Raw genomic sequence first — 26,018 nt, 5'->3', positions numbered from 1 at the left:
GTTGTTGGCCGGATAAGGCGTTTACGCCGCTATCCGGCCAGATACGGCGCAGCGCCATCAGGCGCTGCGCTTAGCAAACCAGGATTCCTTCTGCTAGCGTTTTCTACCGCCCATCAGGCTACCTAACATCCCCCGGATAATTTGGTTCGTTACCTGACGCGCTGCGCTTTTGGCGACGCTCTGCACCACACCATCCCGTTTGCCGCCGCGTGGCCCGGTACTGCCAAACAATATCTCTTTCAGCCCGCCAAGAATTCCGTCATCAACGGCGACTTCTTTGCCTTTTGCTGGCGGATTGTTTTGCTGCTCGGTGGTAGCCTGAACGCCTTTTTGCAGCATTTCATACGCCGATTCGCGATCGACTTCGTCTTCATATTTGCCGTACAGCGAGGAGTGATTGATAAGCCCGTTACGCTCATCGTCCGTCACCGGCCCCATGCGTGAGCACGGCGCGATGACCATTGCTCGTTCAACCACTGACGGGCTGCCTTTGGCATCCAGGAAGGAGATCAGCGCCTCGCCGGTGCCCAGTTCCTGAATCGCTTTCTCGGTATCAAACGCCGGATTCGCCCGCATGGTTTGCGCGGCGGCTTTCACCGCTTTCTGATCTTTAGGGGTGAAGGCGCGCAGGGCGTGCTGTACGCGGTTGCCTAACTGACCGAGCACGTTGTCCGGGATATCGGAAGGATTCTGTGAGACGAACCAGACGCCCACGCCTTTGGAGCGAATCAGGCGGATAACCTGTTCGATTTTATCCAGCAGCACCTGCGGAGCGTCGTTGAACAGCAGGTGAGCTTCGTCGAAGAAGAACACCAGCTTCGGTTTCTCCAGATCGCCCGCTTCCGGCAGTTGCTCATACAGTTCGGAGAGCATCCACAGCAGGCTGGCAGCATACAGTTTGGGCATCTGGTAGAGTTTTTCGGCGCTAAGGATGTTGATAATGCCTTTGCTGTTGGCATCGGTACGCATCCAGTCTTTGATGTCCAGCATCGGTTCGCCGAAGAAGTGCGCCGCGCCTTGCTGTTCCAGCGACAGCAACCCGCGCTGGATCGCCCCGACCGATGCGCTGCTGATATTGCCATACTGGTTCTGGAAGGATTTGGTATTATCACCGATATACTGCGTGATCGCCCGCAGGTCTTTAAAGTCCAGCAGCAACAGCCCCTGGTCATCGGCGATGCGGAAGATAATATTCAGCACGCCGGACTGCACCTCGTTCAGGTTCAGCAGGCGAGCCAGCAATAGCGGCCCAAGATCGGAGACGGTCGCCCGTAGTGGATGACCTTTTTCGCCAAAAATATCCCACAGCACCACCGGATTCGCGTGCGGTTGCCAGTCGGTGATGCCGATATTTTTCAGCCGTGCGAGCAGTTTTTCAGAAGGTTCGCCTTCCTGCGCGACGCCGGTTAAGTCACCTTTCACATCCGCCATAAATACCGGAACGCCGATGTCTGATAGGGACTCAGCCAGTTTTTGCAGGGTAACCGTTTTGCCGGTTCCGGTTGCGCCGGTAATCAGCCCGTGACGGTTGGTCATGCCCGGCAACAGGAACAGTTCGCTTTCCAGCGTGCGGGCAATTAACAGGGGTGCACTCATGAGATTTTCTCCATTTATCCTGCCTGGAGTATAGGCAACTGCGGCGTACTCTTCACCGCTAAATTGCGGAGATTGCGAGAAGAATTCCAAAAGGGGGAGCAAAACCGGGCAGCGAATGCCGCCCGGTGAAGGCAATCAAAAGTCGGCTTGCAGTACCACACGGTAGCGAGCTTTACCGTCACGAACGTGCTGGATGGCCTCGTTGATTTGCGACATCGGGAACAGCTCAGTCGTCGGCGAGACCTTGCTGCGCCCGGCAAATTTCATCAACTTGCGCAGTTCATACGGCGTACCGGTTGCCGAACCGGAGATGCTGCGATCGCCTGCAATCAGGGTAAACGCCGGAACCGGTAGCGGCTTCAGCACCGCGCCAACGGTGTGGAAGTTGCCGCCATAGGCCAGCGCTTCGAAGTAAGGCTGCCAGTCGAGATCGACATTGACGGTGTTGAGGATGAGATCAAATTGACCTGCCAGCGCTTTCAACGCCTCTGGATCGCGGCTGTTGACCACTTTATCGGCGCCCATCGCCAGCACTTCCTGTTCTTTGGCCGGGCTGGAGCTGAATGCGGTAACCTCGCAGCCCATCGCGTGTAGCAGCTTAATGGCGATATGGCCGAGGCCGCCGATACCGATCACCCCAACGCGACTGGTGGCGGTAACGTGGTGCATCAGCAGCGGTTTGAAGACGGTGATGCCGCCGCACAGCAGAGGGCCTGCGGATTCAATATCGATGCTTTCTGGAAGCGGGATCACCCATTGCCAGTCTGCTCGCAGCTTCTCGGCAAAGCCGCCGCGATTGAGGATGGTTGGCACCGATCCTTCCAGACAGTTAATCTGATTGCCGCTGATACAGGCATCGCAGTGCCCGCAACTGCGCGCCGTCCAGCCAATCCCGACGCGTTGACCTACCTTCAGACCTTTATCCTGCGCGGCGCTGCCGAGTGCCACGACTCGGCCAATCACCTCATGCCCGGCAACCAGCGGATACTGAGAAAAGCCCCATTCGTTGTCGATCATCGACAGATCGGAGTGGCAGATACCGCAGTAATCTACCTGTACCTCAACATCTTCCGGCTTGAGTTCACCCGCATCATATTCATAGAGTTCAAGTTCGCTGCCCGCCTTTTTTGCGGCATAGCTTTTTATAATAGACATCGTGTTTCCCTCAGTGTGGTGTTGAACTGGAAGTGTAGAGCATGGGAAACGGAGTCGCTTCGCAGAAGGAGGGGTTAAGGAGGTGCCAGCCGTAGGGTTGTGCTGATTTTTTCAACACTTAGCGAGCCGGGCATATGCTACCGCTTGCATGGTGGCGTGTGACAGGTATAATCCACAACGTTTTCCGCATACCTCTTCAGTGCCGAAGTGGCGAAATCGGTAGACGCAGTTGATTCAAAATCAACCGTAGAAATACGTGCCGGTTCGAGTCCGGCCTTCGGCACCATCGGAACATCAATAGACGTCAACGGACGTCTTTTTTTGTGCCTGAAATCCAGTATTTACCCATCATTCCCGCTATATTAACTCTCTTAAGGTCAATCGGTTTCAACGTACATCTACCAACAGATGTTGGTACAGATGATGGTATTTCCGGTTCGATAACGCTTGTACCAACAGGGAGGGCATAAGCATGGCGTTAACAGATATCAAGGTCAGAACTGCCAAGCCAACGGATAAGCAATACAAACTGACCGATGGCAATGGTATGCATCTTCTCGTCCACCCAAATGGTTCAAGATACTGGCGTCTGCAGTACCGCTATGGCGGAAAGCAAAAGATGCTGGCTTTAGGTGTTTACCCTGACGTATCTCTTGCAGATGCCAGAGCTCGTCGCGATGACGCTCGTAAGCTTTTAGCAAACGGCATCGATCCGGGAGATAAAAAGAAAAATGATAAGATTGAGCAGGAGGAAGCACGTACTTTTGAGCAGCTTGCTATTGAGTGGCATGCCACAAATAAAAAGTGGTCGGAAGAACATAGTCGACGAGTGCTTAAAAGCCTGGAGGATAATCTCTTCCCTGCCATAGGTAAGCGGAAAATCGCTGATCTTAAAACTAGAGACCTGCTGGCCCCAATCAAAGCGGTAGAACTGTCAGGACGGCTTGAGGTTGCTTCACGATTACAACAGCGAACTACGGCAATTATGCGCTATGCCGTACAGAGTGGTTTACTGGACTATAACCCCGCGCAGGAGATAGTTGGCGCTGTTGCTTCAAGTAACAGGCAGCATCGACCTGCTCTTCAGTTGAAGCGAATCCCAGAACTATTACGGCGCATAGATAGTTATACCGGTAGACCTCTTACTAGACTTGCCGTCGAACTCACGCTCTTGGTATTCATTCGTTCAAGTGAACTACGCTTTGCCCGTTGGTCTGAGATCGATTTCGAAACATCAATGTGGACAATACCTGCAGAGCGCGAAGCTATTGAAGGAGTAAAGCATTCACAGCGTGGTTCAAAAATGCGTACGCCTCATCTGGTGCCGCTTTCTCATCAAGCTTTAGCAATTCTTAAAGATGTTTACAAACTTAGTGGTGATCGCGATTTTGTTTTCATCGGCGATCATGACCATCGCAAACCGATGAGTGAAAACACGGTGAACAAGGCGCTGCGCGTTATGGGTTATGACACGAAGGTAGAGGTTTGTGGGCACGGTTTCAGGACAATGGCCTGTAGTTCATTGATCGAGTCTGGATTGTGGTCGAGGGATGCAGTGGAAAGGCAGATGAGCCATATGGAACGTAACTCAGTACGCGCAGCTTACATTCATAAGGCCGAACATCTTGATGAACGGCGACTGATGCTGCAGTGGTGGGCTGATTTTTTGGATGCGAATAGGGAAAGCGAAGTTAGCCCTTATGACTTTGGCAAGTAGTCTAATTCCTGATGCTTGCTATGTTCGAATTTGAAAAGCCGGCTTGAACTATAACCCATACTTTTTTATAACTGTATTATTCTGGCGACTCAGAGGTGCACTATGAAAACTTTCGATACTCAACTTGCGATGAGCATTGTATCGCACTCAACGGGAGGTTTTAGTTATGACACACTCGCTAGGGCATTGATTTCTAAAGATAAAAACGAAAATTCTGACGTCCTTCTTGAGTCATGTCTAAATTTTTGTCTCTCTCTTGAGGAAAAAGGTATTCTGAGGCGATGCCAAAGATGTTCTCATTCTCAAGATGAGTATTTCGAGTATATTCCTCACTAACATCAGTCCCTGAAAATTTTTTCAGGGACTGATTACTCCCTTCTTGTCATCCCCTTTTTTCTCCTGTAGCTTGTGTAACACGATTCTGGGGGGCGATTGTGAGCAACATCAACTTAATAACCACATGTACAAACGGCAAACACTACGGTAGTAGGGATATATTGAGTCTGAGTCAATTTTCATCAGGCCGAACCCCTTCAAATGTGCTCGTGAATTCTTGGTGCAATGCTCTGAATGAAGCTATTTCTACATATGCAACTGTATGTGCAGAGGATCTTTATAAAGGTGGGCACTGGGCGACGGCTAAAGCCATCTTAGATGATTATCCTATTGATTTATGGATTCTTTCTGCTGGTTTAGGACTCCTTCACCACAAAGACAATGTTGTACCTTATAAAGCGACCTTTGCTGTTGGATATGACGAATCAATACCATTGTATTCTCAAGAATATGTAGGGAAAAGTTTTCATAGAACATGGTGGAAAGAAATAACCAATAGATCTATTTTTAAATCTAAGCATCCTACATCTATTGTAGAATTAATGAAAAAAAGAAAAAGAGACTATTATATTATCTGTGGCTCTCCAGATTATATTAATGCAATTGAACTAGATATCATTAATGGTCTTGAGTATCTAGTTGATGCGAAAAAACAACTGCTTATTATAACTTCCAAAAAAATCAATGGTAGGTTAACTACATACCTTTTCAAAACCAACCAAAATATGGCTCAGTGGCTGAGATGCAATATGCTCATGCTTAATATCAGTGTGGCAAAATACATTGTGAAGGAATTTACGTCAAAACAACTCAATGATTTAAATGAGTTATCTCAAAAGTTAATAGAAGAACTCAAGGAGTTACCTGAGCGTGAAGTGAAAAAAGGAATTCGTCGTAGTCCGGAGGAAGTTAAGTCTTTCATTTTAAAGATTATGGAAAAAAATCCTGGTATCAGTGCAACACACGCGTTGCGTGAATTTCGTGACTCGGGAAATTCATTTGAGGAAAAACGTTTTCGGGCTGAGTTTATGGCCCTGAGAGAGGCTAAACCTTAATGCTACTTGCCTGGGTTTCATGGTAGAATCCCCCGTTTTTTGAGGCTTTGCAGTGGCGTCACAGGAGAGTAAGTTGTCGAAGCTAAAGTATTTTTTCCCTGATAGTCAGGATTTTATCGATCCCAGTTTCGACTTCTTCCGCGAAACGCGTAACGAACATCGCGTGCGTCAACGTGACGATCAGTATCCGCATGAGGTTTTTCCTCATCCTTACGATGGTATGCTGGTTTCTAAAGCTGTAGTTGATGGTCTTGGCGGCGGCGAGAGCAAATATACTCGTGCCCAGCGTTTGCGTTACTTTCGTAATGGAATGAAGCACTTTTTCCGTCTGCCGGAAAATATGGAAACTATGGGTGATTGCGGAGCCTTCACCTATGTTAATCAGGACGTCCCGCCATACCGTGTGGAAGAGGTGATTGAGTTTTACGAAACTTCCCGCTTTAACCATGGCGTTTCTCTCGATCATATCGTTTTTGGCTATGAAAAACCTGGTGAGGTATTCAGTGGCGAAGTATTGACTGAGTGTCGCCGACGCCAGGATATCACGCTGACCTTGGCTCAAGAGTTTTTAAATAAGTCTCAAAAGTCCTGTTTCACCCCCTTTGGCGTTGCACATGGATGGAGCAAAACTTCCTATCGTCAGTCTGTAGAGGCCCTGCTGGCCATGGGATACAGAAATATCACCATGGGGGGGATGGTGCCGTTGAAAACGGCGCAGATCCTTGAGACTCTCGAAGAGATTAAACCGCTGCTGAAAAGTGATACACGTGTTCACTTGCTTGGCATTGCCCGTCCAGAGAGTTTCGCCGACTTTATCAAGTTTGGTGTGACCAGTATTGACTCAACAACACCGCTGCAGCAAGCCTTCAAAGATCGGAAAAACAACTATCATACGCCTGATGGCCCGGCCTATACCGCTGTGCGTGTCCCTCAGTTTGATGCGAATCCAAGCTTGAGTCGCAAAATAAAATCTGGCGTGATTGATCAGGATATTGCACGACATCTGGAAAAGGATGCCATGACTGCCCTGTTTGAATATGATAAAGGGGCTTTGTCCCTTGAGAAAACTCTTGATGCAGTCCTGGCATATGAACGCCTCCATTCGGGTGAAAAAGAGGCCGATAAAATCCGTGCGGATTATGAGCGTACGCTGGGAGAACGTCCTTGGAAACAATGCCAGTGCAATATTTGCCAGGCCATCGGTATCAACGTCATCATTTTCCGCGGAGCAGAACGTAACCGTCGCCGCGGTTTCCATAATATTCAGGTGTTGTACAACCGTTTACAGCACACATTGTCATTACGCTCAGAGGAACTGTCATGAGTGAATATCGTGTTCCCGCCCTGCGAATCCGACAGGGTGAGGAGAGGCAACTCTATAGCCTTGCGATAGAAGGTAAACAGATCAGCAAAATTGCAGCGATTTCGCGAATTCGTCGCGGTGAAGAGAATTTGGTTGGTTATCAGCGTCCAGAAGTACGTAACCATATTCGCGAAATTCAGCGCTATATTGAGAGTAAAAACCCGATGATACCAAACCCGGTGATTATCGCTTTTGATAAGCGTGTGCGTTTTGAACCGCTTACAGATAATGGCGACATGGGGCATCTGGTGATACCTTTCTCCGAAGATAAGGATTTTGAGAAGCCAGGGTTTATTGTGGATGGTCAACAACGTACTGCTGCTTTGCGGGATGCGGAAATCGACTCGTTTATGATGCCGGTCTCTGCATTTATCGCTAATGATGCAGAAGAACAACGCGAGCAGTTTATGCTGGTTAACTCCACAAAACCGCTGCCCAAAACGTTGTTATACGAACTGGCACCGCATACCCACGGTCGTTTGCCATCCGATCTGCAAATGCGTAAGTTTCCTTCGCTGCTGACTCAACGACTGAACTTCGGGGAAGGTCCACTTGCGGGGCGCATCAAAACGGCAACCAATCCTGATGGGGTTATTGCTGACAACTCGATGATCAAAATGATCGATGCTAGTCTTCGTGAGGGAGCATTGTATCGCTTCCGTGACCCTGCGACAGGGTTGGGGGATGAAGGGAAGATGGTGAAACTGCTGAATAACTTCTGGTCGGCGGTGGAAACCGTGTTTACCGATGACTGGGACAAAAAGCCGCGCTATTCCCGCCTATTACACGGCGTCGGTATTCTTGCACTGGGTAGCCTGATGGATGAAATTGATCAGGTGCATCAGGACTATAAAGGTGAACCTGGCTGGACTGAGATCCCTTCCTATACTCGTTTTGTCGAAGAGTTAAATCGCATCAAGTCGCTTTGTGCATGGAGTAGTGGCGCGTGGAACTTCGGTACGGATATTGATGGTCAGCCTATCGTCCGTAAATGGAATGAACTGCAGAACCTGTCGAAAGATATCTCATTAGTGACGGATTATCTGGTCACAAGTTATATCAAAGCAGCGAACGCCAATATATAAAAAAGGGGCATTTGCCCCTTTTTTTATGCCACTACTGCAGAGACCTGCTGAACGTGCGCAATAAACGCGTTCAGCATTGACCCGGCACCTTTACCTGTAGGGTAGATTAAATCTCTGCGCTGTGCTGAGACCGCGTAAAAGGCCTGATGAGTGGCGCTGCCTGCAGAAAAGATGAAGTAATCAGCCTGTTTTGCTTGATTAATCAACTTGTCGGTTGCAGTGTGCGCATGGCTGATCTCCACTCTGATCCCGGGGAACAGCGTTTCCAGCATCCGTTTCGCGCGTCTTACCGCGCCTTCTGTCAGGCTATAAATCGCCACTCTGGCTCCGGATAAGTCCGGCAATTCATCTTCTGCATCTGCCGTACAGCTATCCTGCTCAGCCGGAAATACGCGCTCTGCACCTTCCCCTAGCACGTCAGTCGCCAAGTTGCGCATCACTGTACGAGTAGTCGGATCTAATCGCGCCCATATTCCGCTCACAAAAGACTGAACGCTGAGCCACAGCGAGGTGAGCGTCGCCCGATCCTGCACCGGAGCATCAAGGAAGAGTTCGATCAACTCGCCCAGCGCTGGCAGGTTGCGGAATGAACTGGCGCGTTCGACGATCAGTTCCAGCATGGCACCGGACTGTTGATACGCTTCCTGGCTAACAGAGCCTTGTAGGAAGCGGTCCGTCACCATTGTGGCCAGCTTGATATCCGCCTGACTGACGCTTTGTTCCATCGCAAGAACATCCAGCCACTTTAGCCACGTCGTACTACTCAGACTGAACTGATGACGTTCAAGCCATTCAATAAAGGCAGGCATCACGTTACGCAGGATCGGGAACGCGTCTGGTGGAACCTGACTTGATAGTAACTGGAGCATCGTCGCTTCATGGAACGAGTCGGCGGGCCAGTTTTCACTTTCCAGCGCGACCAGTTGCACCAGGCTGTTGCTGTCGACTTCTGACTGACATAGTCGGGAGAAACAGATATCCCAGCCCACGATTTGCGGATTGGTCAGATGGCGGATCTCCTCGATGAGTGTTTTCAGCAGTGGTACCGCCATCGCCTGCTCTATCAACTGCTGATCAAGCGTGTGGAGCGTTTGTGCGTAGCCGGTAATCTCCTCTTGCGTTGCGGTCAGGGAGGTTTGCAGATATGCGGCAAGCTGTTGCAGCGTATCCGGGAGCGACGCCGTCGCTGTCGCTGCTGACGGACTCACAACGTAGAACGGCCGACTGGCCCAGGTGTGCAATCCACTCAACCAGTCGGTTTTTAGGCGTTCTGGTAACGCGTTGAGCAGGTCGACTTCGCCAATAAGCATCACGCCGGTGGCCCAGGTTTTCCACGCCGCAAAGTCAGCCTCATCCTGGGATAAAAAAGGCATCTGCGTAAACAGAGGGTGTAGCGCCAGACATTGCGGGCGAAGATCCGCCGGGGAGGCCTGCGGATACCCGTGGATGTCGGGTGTAAAAAAGCGCTGCTGGTATGCTTTCAGCAGCATCCGCATCAGAGTTGTGGGAATGCGTCCCCGAACCAAATCAGCAAGCGAATCGTGATTCAGCAGCGTGTCCCACTTCTCTAACTTACCCGCCTGCTGGAGTTCAAGCAGCATAAGGTTGCGTCGCGAAAGCGCGCCGTTGTTCTTCAGTTCCTGTAGTAAAGCGTCGCTTGTGGCTTCGTCTTTTTGGCTATTCGCCAGAATGAAATCACTCAAGATCCGCCCAAAGGGACGTTTGACCGTGCGTACGATTGATGGCCTATCACGAAACAGGGCGATAACGTCTTTGAGCGCGGCGAAGACCCGCTCTTTTGCTGGTTTATCTTTCTGCTTTGTGGGCAGTAATTCGATCCGGATAAATCCGGCCGGACAGTGCGTCAGCAGAGCCGTTTCAGACAGCGATGTCGCTCCCTGCGCGGGGACGAAAGTCACCCTTCTATCGGCAATAACATCGGCAGACCCCAGCCTGGCATTCAACACATTGCTGAGCTCCAGCGTGGTGCGATCCGTTTCTGCCGCGGCAAAAAATACCCAGCGATGAGCATCGCACCAGGGCAGAATGATCGGCCACTGAGCGTCAGTCGCGCTCTCGTAGAGCGGCAGTAAGACGGTTTTTAAGTCCGCAGGGTAGGCGTTTTCAACGTTTTCTAGCAACCTGTCCAGCTTCAGTAAATTTCCGTTGCCAAAGAAGTCACGCACCCATTGAGGAGTATCAGTCATGGGTGTCTCCAAAGGTGTACTGGCCGCTAAATTCAATCAACGCATCTGAAATCACCGTATTATTAGTTGAAAACAGCAGATGCTCATCGTTCAGGTTTGCGCCGCTCCAGGTGTAATTCATGGATCCTTTCAGAAAGAAATGTTTGGTCAGCAACCCCTTGGCGTGCAGGTTCTCGTGATATAGGTATTGCATGTCGTGATCGGGCGATAAGCGCGTCAACAGTCGCTCGATAAAGACCACGCTGCGCGTGTCTTCACGTGTCACGATGCGTAGCGGACAGCCATTGTTGACGGCGGTGGCGAGCAATTCTTGGAAGCTGACCATCCGGGCCCCCCATGAAGGATCAAGAAAACTCCACTGACCGCCCCGGTTATCAATCACGTCAAAGTCGCTCATCCACGGTGAGATCAGCCAGATCGGTTCTGGGTAGAGGATCAAGCCACTAAACTGCGCGCTTAGAATTTCCCGCAAATGTCGCTGGCCCAGTGGGCCATGTAGGAAAATTTGTCGTTGTTCTTCCATTTCTGCGTTCCTTACAGCAGCGCTTCGGCCAGTTCAATACGTAACACTAGATTGCCATCCTGATAATCCACGGCGGATTCGCGGGGATAAAGATGCAAACCAAAGTACTCAATCGGGGTCACCTGCACCAGAGAGATCACTTCCACAATACGATGGCGGGCCTCGCGCGGGATATGCAGTTCTGCAAAGCCGTGTTGGGTAATGGCTTGATGTAACTGCGCTAACCAGTCGTTCTCGCTGATGCTGATGCTGCACGCCGTCTGTTGAAACAGTGAGCTTAGCAGCAGTCGTTCAGTCAGGTTGTTACCGGACTTAAACGGATTGTAATAGCTGAGAACCGACTGACGGATGGCATTGCCGCGCTGCCAGAGCATTCCCTGAATTTTGCAAAAGCGCTCAAAAACTTTAATCACACTGGCGTCAGGCAGTTCTTGCGTCGCTTGGGTATGGGCAAAAATATTCAGAGCGATTTCGTATCCGGCTTTGTCTTCCAGTTCCCGCCATGCGTTGAGATATGCAAGCATCTGCGCATCATGTGATGCCTGGCTGCCCGGACGTAGTACCCGTGTGTGCAGCACCGACATAAAACTGTGACTGAGTGCAAATCCCTGCGCCTTCAACAGCGCTCTGAGGTGGGCGTTAGCCTCACGGCGCTGCGGATGGCTGCTGGCCTTACGTATCGCATTTAAGGCCTCCTGGAGCTCGCTGGAAGAGGGGAGCCGCGAAAGCATTTCGAACAGGTCGTAGTCGATCTGCTCGTAATCGCTGGCGGCAAAACTACGCATAAACAGATTCAGTACGGAGACCGGATCCTGATGAAAAACGTCTTCCAGACGGGTAATGATGCCACAGCCGCCGGGTTCTGATTCGGTCAGCCAGATGTCCAGTACTTCGTCGTTGAGTTCGGTATCCACCACCAGACCGCGTTCATCGACATCCGGCAGCAACAGGTGGCTGGTTTGTTTGACCGCTCCGGCAAGGGTCGTTGTCAGCAGATGCTGTAGCCAGTCCTGAAAATCGACATCATCACTGAGATCCTGAGTCAGGATCGCGCTGTGCCTGTCCACCATTTCCAGAATGTCGGTCTCTTTAAACAGGTTGCGCAAATGTTGCTGCAGTTCCTGGCTTTCGGCGTCGTCTTCACCATCCTCGCTATTTTCAAAGATATTCTCTGCCTGGAAGAGTGTGTCCGCGATATCAGTCAGTCGACGTCGGCCGTCCGGGGTTTTTAATTCCGCGATAGAGTCTGCCAGAGACGACTGTGTGGCCAATTCCCGCGTAACCGCCGCTAGGTAGCACTCGTAGATCCAGTCAGCGGTGAACGTGTCATATTCGAAGCGTGGTTCATGTTTGATCCGATGCTGGAAATAGAGCGTTCGCAGTGCGCGCTGAATGGCCGGGTCATGCCGGAGGCGTTGCAGCAGAGTGGGCGGCAGCGTAAATCTGAGCCGGGCGCCATCCACCCACTGCCGCACGCCAACCCCGACAGGCTCGCCATTGTCGACCCACCTGAAGTTCACATGCGCCTGTTGCTTGGTTTTATTGCGTAATGAGGCTGTTGCGTGGGTGGCGTAACGCGTGACGTCGAGAGGTGTCATGTTCTGGTGGGTAAAGAACGTAATGGAGCGGAGGGTGTCCGTCCACGGGCCGGCAGGAATGGGGAGCGGATCGGCCTGATCGTCTGGGTTAAACCGGGTATGCCAGTACAGTTGCGAGTTGCTTTTCTCGGTGAGATTTTGCTCGAATCGCAGCGCGCGCGTAAGCACCTGCATCGGGCGAATGACCCTAATAGGAGGCTGACCTTCATACTCAATGATACACTCGGGCTGCCAGGTATCGCCGAAAGCCTGCTCAATTTCAAAATCAACATCCGAAACGCAATTCATCGCCGGAACAAAGTTGTTCGGGATAAGCCAGTCTGCTTCATTGTCGGAGTAAACGGCATAGCGCTTGGAAATGCGCCCCGGCGCAAACTCTTTCAGACCCTGAATAAAGGGCAAATGTTCACGTTTCTTGAACTTCCGCTCGAGATGGATCTCCAGTTCCGGCAGATTGAGTTCACTGAATAGCGCTGAAGGAATAAAGGCCGGCAGCGGGGAACGTCCCGTCGAACGGTCTGCCTCCGGTTGGCCCATCCGCGACCATTGGGTGGTGAGTTGTCGTTTTAATGTCGGCAGCAACTCCATCATGATCGAACGGGGCGGCGACCACAGTACACGCTGAAGTTGCTCGTCAGTGATGCGCAGCGCGTAGAACAGATACTTTTCCAACTCCTGCTGCCATGCATGTTGTTCGATCACGGCGGTAATCAGGTGGAACATACGATCAAGATGGTCAAGAGACTCTCGCTTTGTCTGCGGTTTATTCAGCAATGACCAGATATTACTTCCGGGGATCTTCATGCTCAGCCAGTCAAGTGTCGCCATTGCCGCCTGCATTTTCTGGATATGAATGTTGCCCATCGGCAACGACTGTCCTTTTATCTCTGGATTAATGAGCTCTTCATAGCGTTGATAAACGACGCGGTCGCGGCCAAATTCGGACAGGACTGCGACCATCCACGGACGCATAGTTCTTGAACGACCGGCACGCCCTTTACGCTGCAAATAGGAGGCAACGTTACGTGGCGCTTTATGCTGAATAACCATGCCAACTGAGGGGTCGTTAAAGCCCACCTCCAGCGACGCGGTTGCAATTACCACTTCCGCTCTAGGATCGACCCCGACGTCCTGACTGGACGTTCGGGCAACGATGGCCCGGTCATTTTCGTCAAGTGGGTGACCAATATCCTGCGCGATACGCCAGTTCTGTCCTGCCAGAGTCAGCGTATGGCTGTTTTGCGGTGTTTCCAGACGCTGAGCGGCCAGCGGCGGTTTCGCAACGTATAAGTTTTGACCACGTGACCGCCAGCCTTCGGCGTCACACAGTTGATGATAAAGTCGGTTATTGATATCCAGATCGTCGGTGAAGACGAAGGTTTTTTGCCCCCATGTCCCGCGTGATTTTTTCCTTTTCGTATCCAGAATACGCCGGGCGAGCATGCTGGTCTGGATAGTAGTAGACAGCAGGGCGGTTTGCGAGACCGGATCACCGCGTAATGCCAGCAGATATTCAGCCCCTTCATCTTCCATTTCGTGGATCTTCGGTTCGATAAAAGCCACATGTTTTTTATGCGCGCCTACCAGATCGGCGAAGAAACGTTCGGCGTCACTTAGCGTTGCCGACAGCCCGACAAAATGGGGGCGGTTGCGTGCAAGTTGCATCCAGCGTCGCAGCAGATAGGCTGTCTGCGCACCGGTATTCCCCACATAGGTGTGTACTTCATCCAGCAGGACTACCGGCGGCGGTGTTACGCCGATGCCAACGCCAAATAGGTGATTCGTTTGGTTATTCCCGAGGTGCTGATTGAGCATTTCGGTGGTAGTAAACAGGATGTCAGGCGGTTTTTTCATCAGCGAGACGCGGGTTAGGATCACTTCGTCACTGTCTACGCTGTGATCGCAGTGGCTACAACGAAGAATCTCTCTTTTCGCTTTGATATCTTCTGCTTTCCAGTGCATTTGCCCCGGACATTTCGGCGTGGTGCAACGGAGTAAATCAAAGGGCATATCCTTGTCTTTATCTTTCGTTGCGTATTGATGGTTGAACGGGGTGTCACCGAAAAAAGAACCAATACGGATCTTGCGTCCTGCCAGTGCTAGGGCCTGACTGTCGAGTTCACGACATTTGCCCCAGGTTTCCATGAACTGATCTTTAAGCAGTTCTTTACGCGGATACAGTGCCAGCGTCCTGACCCGCTGTGCGTTGTCGCGCTGAATATCATTGAGGAGCGAGGTGAGTGCCGGGAGATAGAACGCCAGCGTTTTACCACTCCCCGTACCGGCACAGACAATGGTCCCGGTGGCTTCTTTCGCGTGAGCATGATGACTATGAAAGTGCCAGGCGCGCAAAATACGTTCGGTTGAGCGTTCCTGAAAGCCGGCAATGGAAAAGTCGCCGATCAGTCGGGAAAGCGCCTTGCGTTTAATCTCGTTCATCCACGGGACGTCGACCCATTTGCTCAGCACTGTTTGCGCCGGAAGTTCCCGCTTCGGATAGTTGCGCGGGCGACGGACGAAACGGTAGTCGGCGACAAGCGTCCGGGCTCGCTGAAGCGGTTGATCGCGGAACCATTGACGCTGGTGGCGGAACAGGTAGACCGATTCCGCCATACGCGTGCGGTAGCGCGTCCCCCCTTTGCTGGTCGGGACGCTGAAGAGCATGGCAGCATTCTGCAGTTCTGCCAGTAACGACTCTGCATCTTCGTAGGGCAGGTGCCGGGTAAAGAGTGAGATGATATCGGCATGGGTAAATGCGCCATCCGTATCCCCCCAGACCAGCAGTTCCGCTTCCCGCTCTTCGAGCAGGTCCAGCGCCTGGTGCAAGTGGGACAAATCAGCCGTAGACATAAACTATTTCCTTGTGATCACGAACTCATCCAGCATCTCTTCATCCCTTAACCACTCAAGCACCTCGGGCGTCAGGGCACTTAACGTCGGGCGGAGACTCTGCGGGCCATTAATGCTATTGAAAAATGCTTGCACCACGTCAGGCCAGTCTGTTTTCATCATGCCGCGCAGGGAATACAGTTTTTCGGCGAGCGCTTTGATTTGGTGAATCTTTTCACCGCTAACTGGTTGGCACTGCGTTAAGTTTTCGAAATCCTGACGTCGACGCTCATAGTCGGAGGCGATATCGTCAAATTTGTTCGCATTTTTTTGGAAATTCAGTGTCTTGTCATCGACATGAACCTGCTGATGTAACTCTTCCAACCATGCATCCCAGGCATCTTTTAGTTCTTTGCTCAGGTCCTTGTGTAGGGTGCCGAGTTGGCTGACGCAATGGGTCAAGGAATCATTCTGGATGATGTCGTAAGCGGTAGGTTCCTCTGAAGCGGCCAGCGTCTCATCTAGAGAGTTCTGTGGCGACTCTTCCTGATCTACAAGGTTTTCTTCCTCGTCGGGATTGTTTACCGACTGGTTTTTCAGCCAGCGTCCCCACTGTAACTTGAGACTTTTGACGCTGTTCGCGGCAGCGATCAGTTCGCTACGCTGCTCGTCATTCCAGGTAACCGCAATGCCCCGCGGGAGTTGTTGCTGGGCTGGATATTGCTGTTTAAGCAATGCAAACTTATCGGCAATGGTGTTAGTTTTGCTGCACACCAGATTACATTTATCGATGATTTGTGAGGCCTTACCAGCCTGAACGCTAAGATCGAGTTCTTTTTGCATTTCAGCCAGTTGTTGGCGCAAGGTGGTCATTGATCGGCTCCAGAGGCGATGATATCGCTCACAAGTGTTTTCAGACGGTCATTCACTTTATTCAGAGCAAGAGTCAGTTGCTGGATATCCCCTTTGGCGTTCATCTGCTGGAGTGTGAACGCGATCTTGGGTTGTACCAGTTGCCATTGCGCAAGTACGCTGCTGATTCTTGAAACGTAGTCACCGTCAAGTCGACAGATCTCCAGCCACAATTTCGCACTATCTTTCTGTTTTTCAATGGAAAGTAACGCAATTAAAGTCGCCAGACTCTCCTCGGCGTCGGTTCTGAGGGCTTCAATTTCACCCAGCAGCCACGAAGATGGTTTGTACTGAGCGCTGCCTGTGGGATAGTGCTCGGTCCGCACAGTCTCAATAAACGTCTGCCAGTCGTTCAGTTGGCTGAGGAAATCGTCGCTATCTTTAATGTTGGCAAAGAGATGAACATTTTTTAGCGTGCTGGCAAGTTCCTGTTTGACGGAGAGCGCCGCACGTTCAATTTCCGCACCAAGCGGCTGTTTTAACACTGTTTTCAGCGCGGAATATATTACATCGGCATCCAGCGCACGACTGCTGCCCAAGCCTGAGCCTTGCTCAGTGATGGCAACCTGTTCAAGCCACGCTTTTCTGGCATCATCCCATCCTACGAGCGCCTGCGCCCTGGCTTCGGCGACTCTGGCGCTGGCGTGCGGATGCAGGGTCGCCTCAATCCCTCTGAAACAGATCTCGGAAGGAGAGGTCGTCAGCGTTCGACCGGTACTTTTCCCTTCGGTTCTCCCGACACCTTTCTGGGTGAGGCATAGGGTATTGACGATCTCCGCCGGTTCTTCTTTACCCGTCACCAGGCCAAGCAGCAGAGCTTTTTGCAGATGCTTTTTAAGCGCATCCTGTAAGTTACGCGCCCGGAAGTGATTAATGGCGCTTTCCGTAGCCTGCGGCACCCACCACTGGATGAAGTTTTGATAGCGAGTGTAGTCTTCCTGCGCCTCTGGATAATTAAAGCCTTGCTTTAAACCGGCGTAATACTGGATACGTAACAGGGCTACCGCAGCGTTATACACATCTACCCGTCGGGAAGGATCGGTCAGGTCCTGCTCAGAGTAAAAGTTCGTAATAATGCTTGAGGGGTCAGACGCCGCTTTTGGCAGTGAAATCAACGTAAAACGACCTTCTTTCAGCGGTGGCCGAGAAGACATACCGAACAACTCTGGCTGTGCATGAATTTCATAACAGGCGTTCAGTGCCGCACGCAAATCACGGGCAACATCCTGCGGCAGAATGACATTGTCATTCACCCATGCACGGACCGCCCTGATAAAGGGTAGTTCGGATTTGGCAGTGTATTTTGCCTCTTCTTTCGGTTTGAATTCCGGATTGTCAATCTTTTTACCCGCCGGCGTACTGCCTGTTTTGCCCGCCGTTTCGTGTGCGTTCTTTGTTGCTGGTTCCGCCGACTCCATGGTGGGACCTTTGCCATTCAGTTGCGCTGCTAGTTCATCGAGGCCAAAGGCACTCGCAACGCTGCCCGGCAGTTTTTCGCGTAGTTCATCAAATGAATCAATGCCATATCCCCAGATGGCGGCAAGCGTCACCGAACTGCCAACCCGGTTGACAACTATCTGTGAAATCTTGTCTTCGATCTCGGGAACGGCATGAATTCCAGCGAAATTTGCTGGCGGGAACTGTGTTTTTTCCGCTTCTATTCTGCAATCGCGCAGAATATCTAACAGGATGCGGTTAATGATTGTACGCGGGTTAAAAATCAACTCGCCGCTGCTGTCGCGGCAATGCTTATCCGCCAATGCCAAAATGGCATTGCGGTTATACGGGAAGAGCGGGAATTTCTTATTGGCAGAATAACCAAAATCTTCTAGTGCATTGGGGATCTCATCACTGTGCCAGACAGGTGGCCACTGGGGCTTACCTTGCTCAGGACTGTTTTTTAACTCCTCTGATCCAAAGCGTGCGGCGTTCAGATAGCGACCACAGAGCGAGACAATACGATCTTCGTTATTGTCTTTATCGACGTTCTCGATGACCCACTCGTAGCCAGCACGCGTGATTAACGTTTCCTGGCGGCGTTTATAGCCGGGATAATTGTCGGTGACTGCAATCACTGAGTGGACAGGGCAGAGAATTTGCACGCCGCCAGGTGCCGCTTCTTCGATCAGGCTGTCGATCAGGACATCTTCAATGGCGGAGATCGCCGCCATATCTTCTACCAGAATCACCAGACGGCGATTAAGTCGCAGAAACTCCTTGCGGATTTCCTGAAAAAGCTCCTGAAAAGATCCTCCATTGAAGGTGAACAGGCGCTTGAAGAGTGATTTCAGCGAGGTATGCATGGCTTCATTGAGCACGCGCGCTGCACGGGTACGCGCCTCCACTTGGTCTGACTCATGCAGTTGAGAATGGTTAAGATAGCGGCGTGCACGCGCGGACAGATCGTCAGGCTCAAAGACAAAATAGAGATCTTCCGGAAGAAGTTCATATTTATCATGATCTTCTTCTCCTTCTTCCAGACCACTACTCATCCGACTGGCAAGTTTGAAAATACAGTGGCCCGGCTTCAGAAGATTCTGTTTGAAGTTGGGGTCGGTGATCAGATCACAGATACCGTTTTCCACCTCTTCAATGATGGCTTCCATATAGGCGAGTCGGTCTGCTGGAATGTCTTTACCTTGTGCCAGCAGCGTTTGACCTTCTTCCATGACCGCTTTTTGCATGTCCTGCAACTGATGGGCCATCATGGTCAACAGTAGATCTGCCAGATCTTTCGCCGGATACTGTTCTGTTACTTCATTAACGCGCATGCGTGCGTTGTCGAAAAATTCCCCCGTCAAGTTTTTCAGGATGCGTAAAAGCACCTGTCGTAGACTGGAGTTTTTGGGTATCCGGACAATTTCCCATTGCTCGCTCTGGTCGTTTTCCGCCAGGTACATGTTGAACCGGCAGTCTAACCAGCGCACCAGATGTGATTTCCCCATCCCCGAGCGGCCAATCAGTGGGATGGCGCGCTCCGTATGAAGTAACTGCTGGAACAGGTCTTCGTCACGTAATATTTTATGATTTTCATTGACGTCGCGTCGGGTCAGTAGCATCGGTTCATGCACGGCCAGAAGCACATGATCCTCTAATTCTTCTGCTTCATTGCGAATGCATTGGACGATATTTTTCCTGGATGGCCAGTACTCCATCATGCTCATTCTGCATCCTCCCTTAGCGTGATTTGGCTAACCCGGCGAATTTTACCGCCAGGTAAGTGGAGTGATAAGGCGTCTTTATCATCACTGCCGATGGCGAGGATAATGCGCTTACTGATTTCAAGTCGTTGCAGCGCAACGGATGTGCTGGTGCAGATATTGTCACCTTCCGGCGCGACCCAGTCTTTTTCCTGCTGCATCACGTCATGAACGGAGTTTCTGAACTGGCCCCCGTCCATCATTGGCATGACCTCCGCCATGTTTGCCATAAAGATTTTGGCGGGAAGGGTACGCGTATCGTCAAAGATCTCCGGCAGAAAATATTGAATGGCCCGGGTAGGGTCGGTGACATAATTTCCGTCCGGCATTAACTCGAGAAAACCGAGAAAACGACCAAATTCTCTCACTAGTTTTTCGGTGTTGGTATTGATGGTTTCGCCGGGTAACCATTTATGCACTTTGTTGGTGATGATCGTAGGGGAGAGAGGTTCCAGGCCCCCGAGCGAGTGTTGCTGAAGGCTCAACAGGCAACTCAGTACCCGCCACAGCGGTTCGCATTCATTCCCACTGGCAACGCCGTTTTCACGACAAGCATCAATCGTACAGGCAAGCAACCGATGCGCCAACGGACGCACACCTGCTTCAAGCGGTAACATCTTTCCGTCGAGCATCGGCCAGAGTCCCAGATTGCACCAGAAGCTCAGGTTCTCTTTTAATTTTCCCCATGCGTTATCGTTAGTGGGCAGGTTATCAGGACGATAGCGGGCGAGCAGCGTGTCCTGAGACAACGGTTCCTGTGCGCTTTGCAGAACGCGTTCAATCAAAGGAAGCAGTATCAGGCCGCTTCCTGGGTTTGCGTTGTTAATTATTGACATGTTGTAGTTGCCTGATAAAAGTGTCCAGCGACAGCGCATTAGCGGCGCTTGCACACCATGTTCGATGTGGGAACTGAGGATCGGCGAGATGCTCAGGTGCAATAATAATTCGCTCAAAGCGCGTCATGGGTAGGTCTGGGAACGCATTGGCCGTGTTAGGGATGATCACGATCTCTGGTCCATCCGATGCAGGTGCTGTCATTTTCTGTGCGCTCCAGAAATGCGAAAGCGAATCCAGGTTGTTCTCTAGTTGCAGGAACACTGGCCTGTCTGCACGAATAAACACGTATTCGCCAGAGGTGATCAGCGACCGCAACGTCACACGAAGTTCCATCAACAACGAATGTAACTTCATATTTTCGTTGTAATAAACTTTCTTTTCCGCACCTACGAAGAGTGCTTTTTTCTTCGGCTCGGAGCGTAAAATTTGTACATCTGTGCCCACGGTGGGCGAAAACGCTCCTTTCCCTTTCTGACGACATCCCGGACAACCTCCACAGGTTAACTCGGGAGGATGGCTCTGATATTCATAGAATTTCTGCAGAATTTTACACAGTGGTTTGCCAGGATCCTCCAACCACATTTCCATTACCGTAAAGGCTGCCCGGCGGTTATTCAACTCGGACTGGCGGATCTTCTCCACATGGGTGTTCCAGTGCGCTTCTGAATAATGCGCATCGTCACAGTGACGGATATGAACGTGGTTATAGTAGCTTTCGAACCATTCAATCAGTTGCGTGTTGTTGTCATCCAGATTATCTCGCAGGTCGTCAGGAATTTTCGGATCAGCAAAGACCAGTTTGATGAGTCCGGCTCTTTGCATTAACAGCAATGTCCGACGGTTCCAGGCTTCGTTTTTATCGCCTTGGTGATCAATATGAACGGGCTTGGTGTTCAGTGAAATCATGTAGTCAGCGATCGGGCTTTTCTTACGATCGTCAAACATTGCTTTCCAGCGGGCAAAACCTTTTTCTACGCCAATCAGCGTCTCAACGGCCAGCGATTTTGCCGTTTTCATTTGCGCCTTATGCCATACCAGATGCACCTGGCAGGATCTGCCGTCACGCCCAGCACGCCCGCAGTCCTGGTAATAGCGGTCGATATTTTCCGGAATGGCAGCATGAATGATGCTGCGGATTTCCTTTTTATTCATCCCTACCCCAAAGGCAGAGGTAGCGACCATGATATCGAGCTGGTCATTTTTCCATTTTGAAATCAATTTCTTGCGATTGTTTGTGTCAATTTGACCGTGGAACATGCCGGTTCGCCAGTAGCCCAGTTCGTTCAGACGGGCAGACCACATTTCCGCATCTGTGCGGGTAGTGCAATACAAAATCAGCGGGCGGGGTAAGGTCATCAGAAGCTGTTCGACCCGCTGACGATGCGCGTTTTCATTTGCCTCATGATGCACAAAATATTCCGGCTCCGGGCGTAGGAAATTAGCTGACACTTCAATCAGTTCGCTGTTTTCATCATGGAACTGCTCGACCAGAATGTCCCGGGTGCTTTTGCTGTAAGTCGCCGAAAGCAGCAGCGTACGAAAACGGCATTTTCCTAGGGCTTTCAGTGAGCGAATCATAGGGGCAATCAGCTGAAAGTCAGGGCGGAACTCTGCGCCCCATTGATCGATCAAATGCGCTTCGTCGATGACGATCGCGCCAATCATATTCAGTCTGGAAAGCTCAAACAGCACCGGAACCAAAGAAGAGCGAACGGATTCCGGGGAACAGAAGAGCACACGCTGTGTCCCCGCTTTGATTCTTTCCTTAATTGCCTGACGCGAGGGCTGATCTTGTCCTCCGATCCAAGCATAACTTCCACCATGATCTTGGTCGGTGCCGCGAAGCAGTTTTTGCATGTCGTCAGCCTGCTCAATTGCGAGGGCGACGGTGGGGACGATCACCAGCGTGAGGGTGTTTGTCGGTGCGCTGAGCGCCTGGAGTTGGGTGAGCAGACTTTTACCGCAACTGGTGGGCAGATTCACCAGCAATGTACAGTTATTATCAGACGTTAGCAGCGTCCGGATGGCGGCCTGTTGACCGAATCCCTGATAGTGAGTCAGCCAGGGCTCCTCGGGTAACAGGCGCTTCAGTGCCGGATCGGTCTCGGGGCGCAGCAAGTTCCTGCGGATCTTACGCTGATAGGTGGCTCTGGTCAGCGCCAGGTCCGCCTCTTCAGCCAGTTGAATTTGTTGCGCGGCAGGCGACTTTGTCATGCCCCACTCAGGCGCCGGAGCGTCGGTCAGTTCCGGCGGCAGGGGTAGCCACGGCGCGCTAATACCACTTGCGTGAGCGGCACGTAACGCATCGGCGTAGCCGGCAAAAATGTCACCATGACCTGCCGAGGCATCGGTGATGATCTGAATCAGTCTGTTCAGAAACTGATTTTCGATACCGTCCTTAAAGGTGACCCCTTGACTAAAACAGGTGGTTAGCGCCTGCTGCAGGCGTGACCATTCCTCTTCCATCAGACGATTTCCTCCAGTAGATTTCTGCTGCACACCACCACGGCTTTGACGGCCATTAACTGGAGTCTGGCTTGTTCGCCGAAGGTTGCCTGTTGTTGTTCCCGGTCACTGGCATAGACTCGTTCCACCATCTCTTTCCAGGTGTCCGGTGAGACAAGCTCTTCAATTTCTTGCCAGAGATTAGGGCGCAGATTCATATCTGCATAGAATTTCTGCGATGTTTCATGTTTGGCGTACTCGCTATTGAGCAGTTCCAGCAACTGCGGATTCGTCACCGGTGTACCCTTAGAGGACAGCCAGTGTTGCACAATACGCGGCGGGTACAACTCGTCTGCGATACGGCGTTGGGCGTAGGTGTCCTGCGTCTGGCGATGGGTGACAAGCCAGGTAGACTGGAAGAAGTAATTGGGCTCATTCAATGGCTTTGGGAGCACCCGCAGTACCGCCATGGAACTGCCCCGGGCATCTTGGTTTAACAGTTGCCAGATCGTATCGACAAATGGCTGCCCATAACGCAGCGGATAAACGGTTGTTCCGTCGATCGCCGGAATGCGTTCAGCGCTCATCAGATGCGTTGACGGTGGGTTACCCCCTTCTTTATCGAAGCTGAGCATGCAGGTGGTGAGAAAGGTTTTAAAATCGACCAGCGTCCCTGTGCTGCGGTCAGAGAGTTCGAACTGAAACTTGATACCTTTTTCTGCGGTGCCGGTGGCGCGAAAACGCAGTGCACGCGTGATCCAATTTGTCAGCGCATTACACTGCGCTACTGCAAGATGATCGTCAGCGCTTATCTGTTGCGCAAAAATCGCTGCCTCGGCAATCTCGTCATCCATCGCCAGCAGCTTTTCCTGCATGTTAATTTTATGCGTTTCGTTGGCCAGAATGCCCTGTTCGCCAGGGAATTCGCTGGCAATACGTTCAAGGGCCACCGGACCTTCTTGGTAGACATTTTGCCACGCATTTTCCAGATAATCGTCGAGGACGAACTGGAGGCTGGCGATGGTGTTATTAAATACGCCAATGCTGTCTTTCAGAATACTGGCCCACACGTTGCGTAATCCGCGGTCGGCGTGATTTTTCAGGATCAGACTCTGGACGGGTTTTACGCCTTTCAGGTTTGCACTGTACCTGTTCAGACGACCAAGGCGCTGTTCAATACGGCTACAAGAGCGCGGTAAACCGTAGTGAACGGCCAGTCGCAGACCCCCATGGAGATTCAGACCATCTTCGCCGCTTTTATCGCAGATCAGGATCCGAATGGGGCTGCCGGGTTTCAGGTACATCAGGGGTTGACCCGGCTGATAGCGCTCCAGGGGGTACTCCAGCAGCAGTTCGAGCTTTATTGCCAAGTGCTGGGCAAGATCCGGACGATCGCAAAAGACGATGGCTTTTCCTGTTGAATTCTTTTGCAGCCACTCATTCAGGGTGATGGCAAGCTTGTTATCAATGGCCTGAAGTTCATTTTTTGCAGTTGAAACAATGTGTTCTAACAGATCTCGTTCTTCCTGAGTGCGTTCCGCTTCACCCAAATGTACTTTAGCGCGTTGCATGACGCAGAGTGGGCTGGATAGGAGATCGTCAATCCAGAAGAGGTACGTGTCTTCACTCATTGCCCACTGCGTATTCTGCGGTAGTAAAGATAAGGAACGATACTCATCAATCAGTTCGTCTAACGCTAACCCATCGCAATACCAGCGGCACTCCGCTGCTCCATTTAGCCCTGGAAACAGAAGGTTTAGGTTGAGGTTTTTCGTTTCATCGAAGCTGAGTGAAACCTGACGGCGGTTACGCAACAGTCGATGATGAATGCGATAGTTTTCCCCTAGGTGCCGACGAATATCCCGGATCCTTTCTTCACGCTCCTGGGTATTGGGGGAGAACGTCCCAATAAGCGGGATGAGTTGCTGGCAGAGTGTCATCAGAACAGTATCTTCTGGGAACTGCTGCTGCAGTGTTTCCAGATTACGGCGTAAGCTGACGTTTGAGACGGAAGGTACTAACCCCGAGAAGATCCCGCCGAGGTTTTCACGATTTTTGACCAGTTCGGTAAAGTCTCGCAGATGGGCTTCATCCACTTGGTAGGCTTCGGGATTGATACAGTGCAACATTGACAAGAAGTTCCTTTCGTGTCCATGCAGAGGTGTCCCTGTGAGTAACAGAACGTAGTGGGCTTTCCGGCAACCCTGAGCGATCAGGTTGAAGTAATAACGTTCATCTTTGTCTCCTGACCATGGCCAGGAGGCAATCTGGTGAACCTCATCGACCACGATAAGCGAAGGTGGGAATCCCTGTTCAATCAAGGTGCAAGCATCAAAATAGCTACAAATTACGATGCCTTCTGTGACCTCATCTTGTCGCAAACCCGCGAGGGCTGACGAGGCATCAATAATAAGTTGTTTCAGTTGAAAGCGTTCACCCAGTTCTTCCCGCCACTGGTTAACGAGCGGTGCAGGAACTGCAATAAGCATGCTGACGTGGCCAGTAGTTTCTAACGCGTGTTCACGGACGACCATACCAGCTTCGATGGTTTTCCCCAGCCCAACCTCATCGGCCAGAATATATTTAGGGTTTTTATCCTGAAGCACACGGCGCACCACCGCCAACTGGTGGGGCTCAAGTTCAACGGCGCTACTGGAAATAGATGCCATCGCCCGGCAGGCAGCACGTTGTTGGATGTAAGTTTCAATAAAGGCTTGGCGGTGAGGGAAAAAGAACGGCGCGTCATTAGCTTGGTGGGCAAGGAAATCTGCAGGGTTTACTGGGGTATCCGGCGCTTTGTTCAGAACAAAAATTTCGTCGATTGTCAGCGTCGTACTTTCATCTTCGCGAAAGATGACGAGAAAATCCCCTTTGGGGCGCGAACCGCCAAATCGGGCTCTAGCCCATCGTTGGCTTTTTGGTTCAATGCAATAAATTACCGCCTCTTCGTGCGGGATTGTCGGGCTGAGTTGTTCTAAAGGAACATTCGTTTGCCGTGCATAAGGTTGAGTCGGTGACTCAAAAAAAGCGACCGTGGCGTTATTTGTATCACTATCGACGGTGACAACTTTACCTATGCCTTCAAATTGCTCAGAGACAACAAGTGACCCAATGGGTAATACGTTCATCCTCACAGTCCTTGAATCGCTTTTTATAATTG

At 51.2% G+C, this 26,018-nt stretch carries 14 protein-coding genes and 1 tRNA gene; 5 read left to right on the top strand and 10 right to left on the bottom strand.

The genetic code is table 11. From position 1 onward, the window contains the following. Nucleotides 1-93: 93 nt before the first annotated feature. Both OGW17_RS02160 and ahr read right to left on the bottom strand, forming a co-directional pair. The gene (locus OGW17_RS02160; RefSeq protein ID WP_071257402.1) at nt 94-1,596 is read right to left on the bottom strand and encodes a helicase HerA-like C-terminal domain-containing protein; all 1,503 of its coding nucleotides are present in this window, start codon (nt 1,594-1,596) and stop codon (nt 94-96) included. 135 nt (nt 1,597-1,731) lie between these two features. Further along, nucleotides 1,732-2,751, bottom strand: a complete 1,020-nt coding sequence (ahr, locus tag OGW17_RS02155; RefSeq protein WP_071257404.1) for an NADPH-dependent aldehyde reductase Ahr — start codon at nt 2,749-2,751, stop codon at nt 1,732-1,734. Nucleotides 2,752-2,952: 201 nt separating this feature from the next. Here ahr and OGW17_RS02150 point away from each other — a divergent pair. From OGW17_RS02150 to dbpB, 5 genes are all read left to right on the top strand, one after another. Then, a tRNA-Leu gene (locus tag OGW17_RS02150) sits at nt 2,953-3,037 on the top strand. A 186-nt stretch (nt 3,038-3,223) separates the two neighbouring features. Further along, entirely contained in the window at nt 3,224-4,468 is a 1,245-nt protein-coding gene (locus OGW17_RS02145) for a tyrosine-type recombinase/integrase (protein WP_049128085.1), read from the top strand. Nucleotides 4,469-5,007: 539 nt separating this feature from the next. After that, entirely contained in the window at nt 5,008-5,859 is an 852-nt protein-coding gene (locus OGW17_RS02140; RefSeq protein ID WP_165746557.1) for a hypothetical protein, read from the top strand. A 73-nt stretch (nt 5,860-5,932) separates the two neighbouring features. Further along, complete coding sequence (dpdA, locus tag OGW17_RS02135) at nt 5,933-7,183, top strand: tRNA-guanine transglycosylase DpdA (protein WP_071257406.1); 1,251 nt, start codon at nt 5,933-5,935, stop codon at nt 7,181-7,183. Then, nucleotides 7,180-8,307 (top strand): DGQHR domain-containing protein DpdB, encoded by a 1,128-nt coding sequence (gene dbpB / locus OGW17_RS02130; RefSeq protein WP_047063873.1) that lies wholly within the window; start codon nt 7,180-7,182, stop codon nt 8,305-8,307. The genes dpdA and dbpB overlap by 4 nt, the downstream gene beginning before the upstream one ends. Before the next feature lie 23 nt (nt 8,308-8,330). Here the strand turns inward: dbpB and dpdD are convergent, their stop codons facing one another. From dpdD to dpdE, 8 genes are read right to left on the bottom strand one after another with little or no spacing between them, the layout of a single operon-like run. Continuing rightward, nucleotides 8,331-10,514 (bottom strand): protein DpdD, encoded by a 2,184-nt coding sequence (dpdD, locus tag OGW17_RS02125; protein ID WP_047053961.1) that lies wholly within the window; start codon nt 10,512-10,514, stop codon nt 8,331-8,333. Beyond that, a complete protein-coding gene (gene dpdK / locus OGW17_RS02120) occupies nt 10,507-11,037 on the bottom strand; it encodes a phospholipase D-like domain-containing protein DpdK (RefSeq protein ID WP_047053963.1) in 531 nt (176 codons plus the stop codon). Before dpdK ends, dpdD begins: the two co-directional genes overlap by 8 nt. Nucleotides 11,038-11,048: 11 nt before the next feature. After that, complete coding sequence (dpdJ, locus tag OGW17_RS02115; protein WP_071257408.1) at nt 11,049-15,485, bottom strand: protein DpdJ; 4,437 nt, start codon at nt 15,483-15,485, stop codon at nt 11,049-11,051. Nucleotides 15,486-15,488: 3 nt separating this feature from the next. Next, nucleotides 15,489-16,337 (bottom strand): hypothetical protein, encoded by an 849-nt coding sequence (locus tag OGW17_RS02110; RefSeq protein ID WP_071257411.1) that lies wholly within the window; start codon nt 16,335-16,337, stop codon nt 15,489-15,491. Further along, nucleotides 16,334-19,540, bottom strand: a complete 3,207-nt coding sequence (dpdH, locus tag OGW17_RS02105) for a protein DpdH (RefSeq protein ID WP_053266269.1) — start codon at nt 19,538-19,540, stop codon at nt 16,334-16,336. Before dpdH ends, OGW17_RS02110 begins: the two co-directional genes overlap by 4 nt. Continuing rightward, nucleotides 19,537-20,412 carry a protein DpdG gene (dpdG, locus tag OGW17_RS02100; RefSeq protein WP_047053969.1) on the bottom strand — a complete coding sequence of 292 codons (876 nt, stop codon included), beginning with the start codon at nt 20,410-20,412 and terminating at the stop codon, nt 19,537-19,539. The genes dpdH and dpdG overlap by 4 nt, the downstream gene beginning before the upstream one ends. Continuing rightward, nucleotides 20,399-22,879 carry a protein DpdF gene (gene dpdF / locus OGW17_RS02095; protein ID WP_049128078.1) on the bottom strand — a complete coding sequence of 827 codons (2,481 nt, stop codon included), beginning with the start codon at nt 22,877-22,879 and terminating at the stop codon, nt 20,399-20,401. Before dpdF ends, dpdG begins: the two co-directional genes overlap by 14 nt. Continuing rightward, nucleotides 22,879-25,986: a protein DpdE gene (gene dpdE / locus OGW17_RS02090; RefSeq protein ID WP_064383131.1), complete on the bottom strand. Its 3,108-nt coding sequence runs from the start codon at nt 25,984-25,986 to the stop codon at nt 22,879-22,881. The genes dpdF and dpdE overlap by 1 nt, the downstream gene beginning before the upstream one ends. Between the last annotated feature and the right edge of the window lie 32 nt (nt 25,987-26,018).

Origin of the sequence: Citrobacter sp. CK181, from assembly GCF_030333595.1 — a bacterium.
In the GTDB taxonomy this organism is placed as follows: Bacteria; Pseudomonadota; Gammaproteobacteria; order Enterobacterales; family Enterobacteriaceae; genus Citrobacter_B; species Citrobacter_B koseri.
Note: the sequence above shows the minus strand (reverse complement) of the source record. Positions and strands in the feature narration are given on the sequence as shown.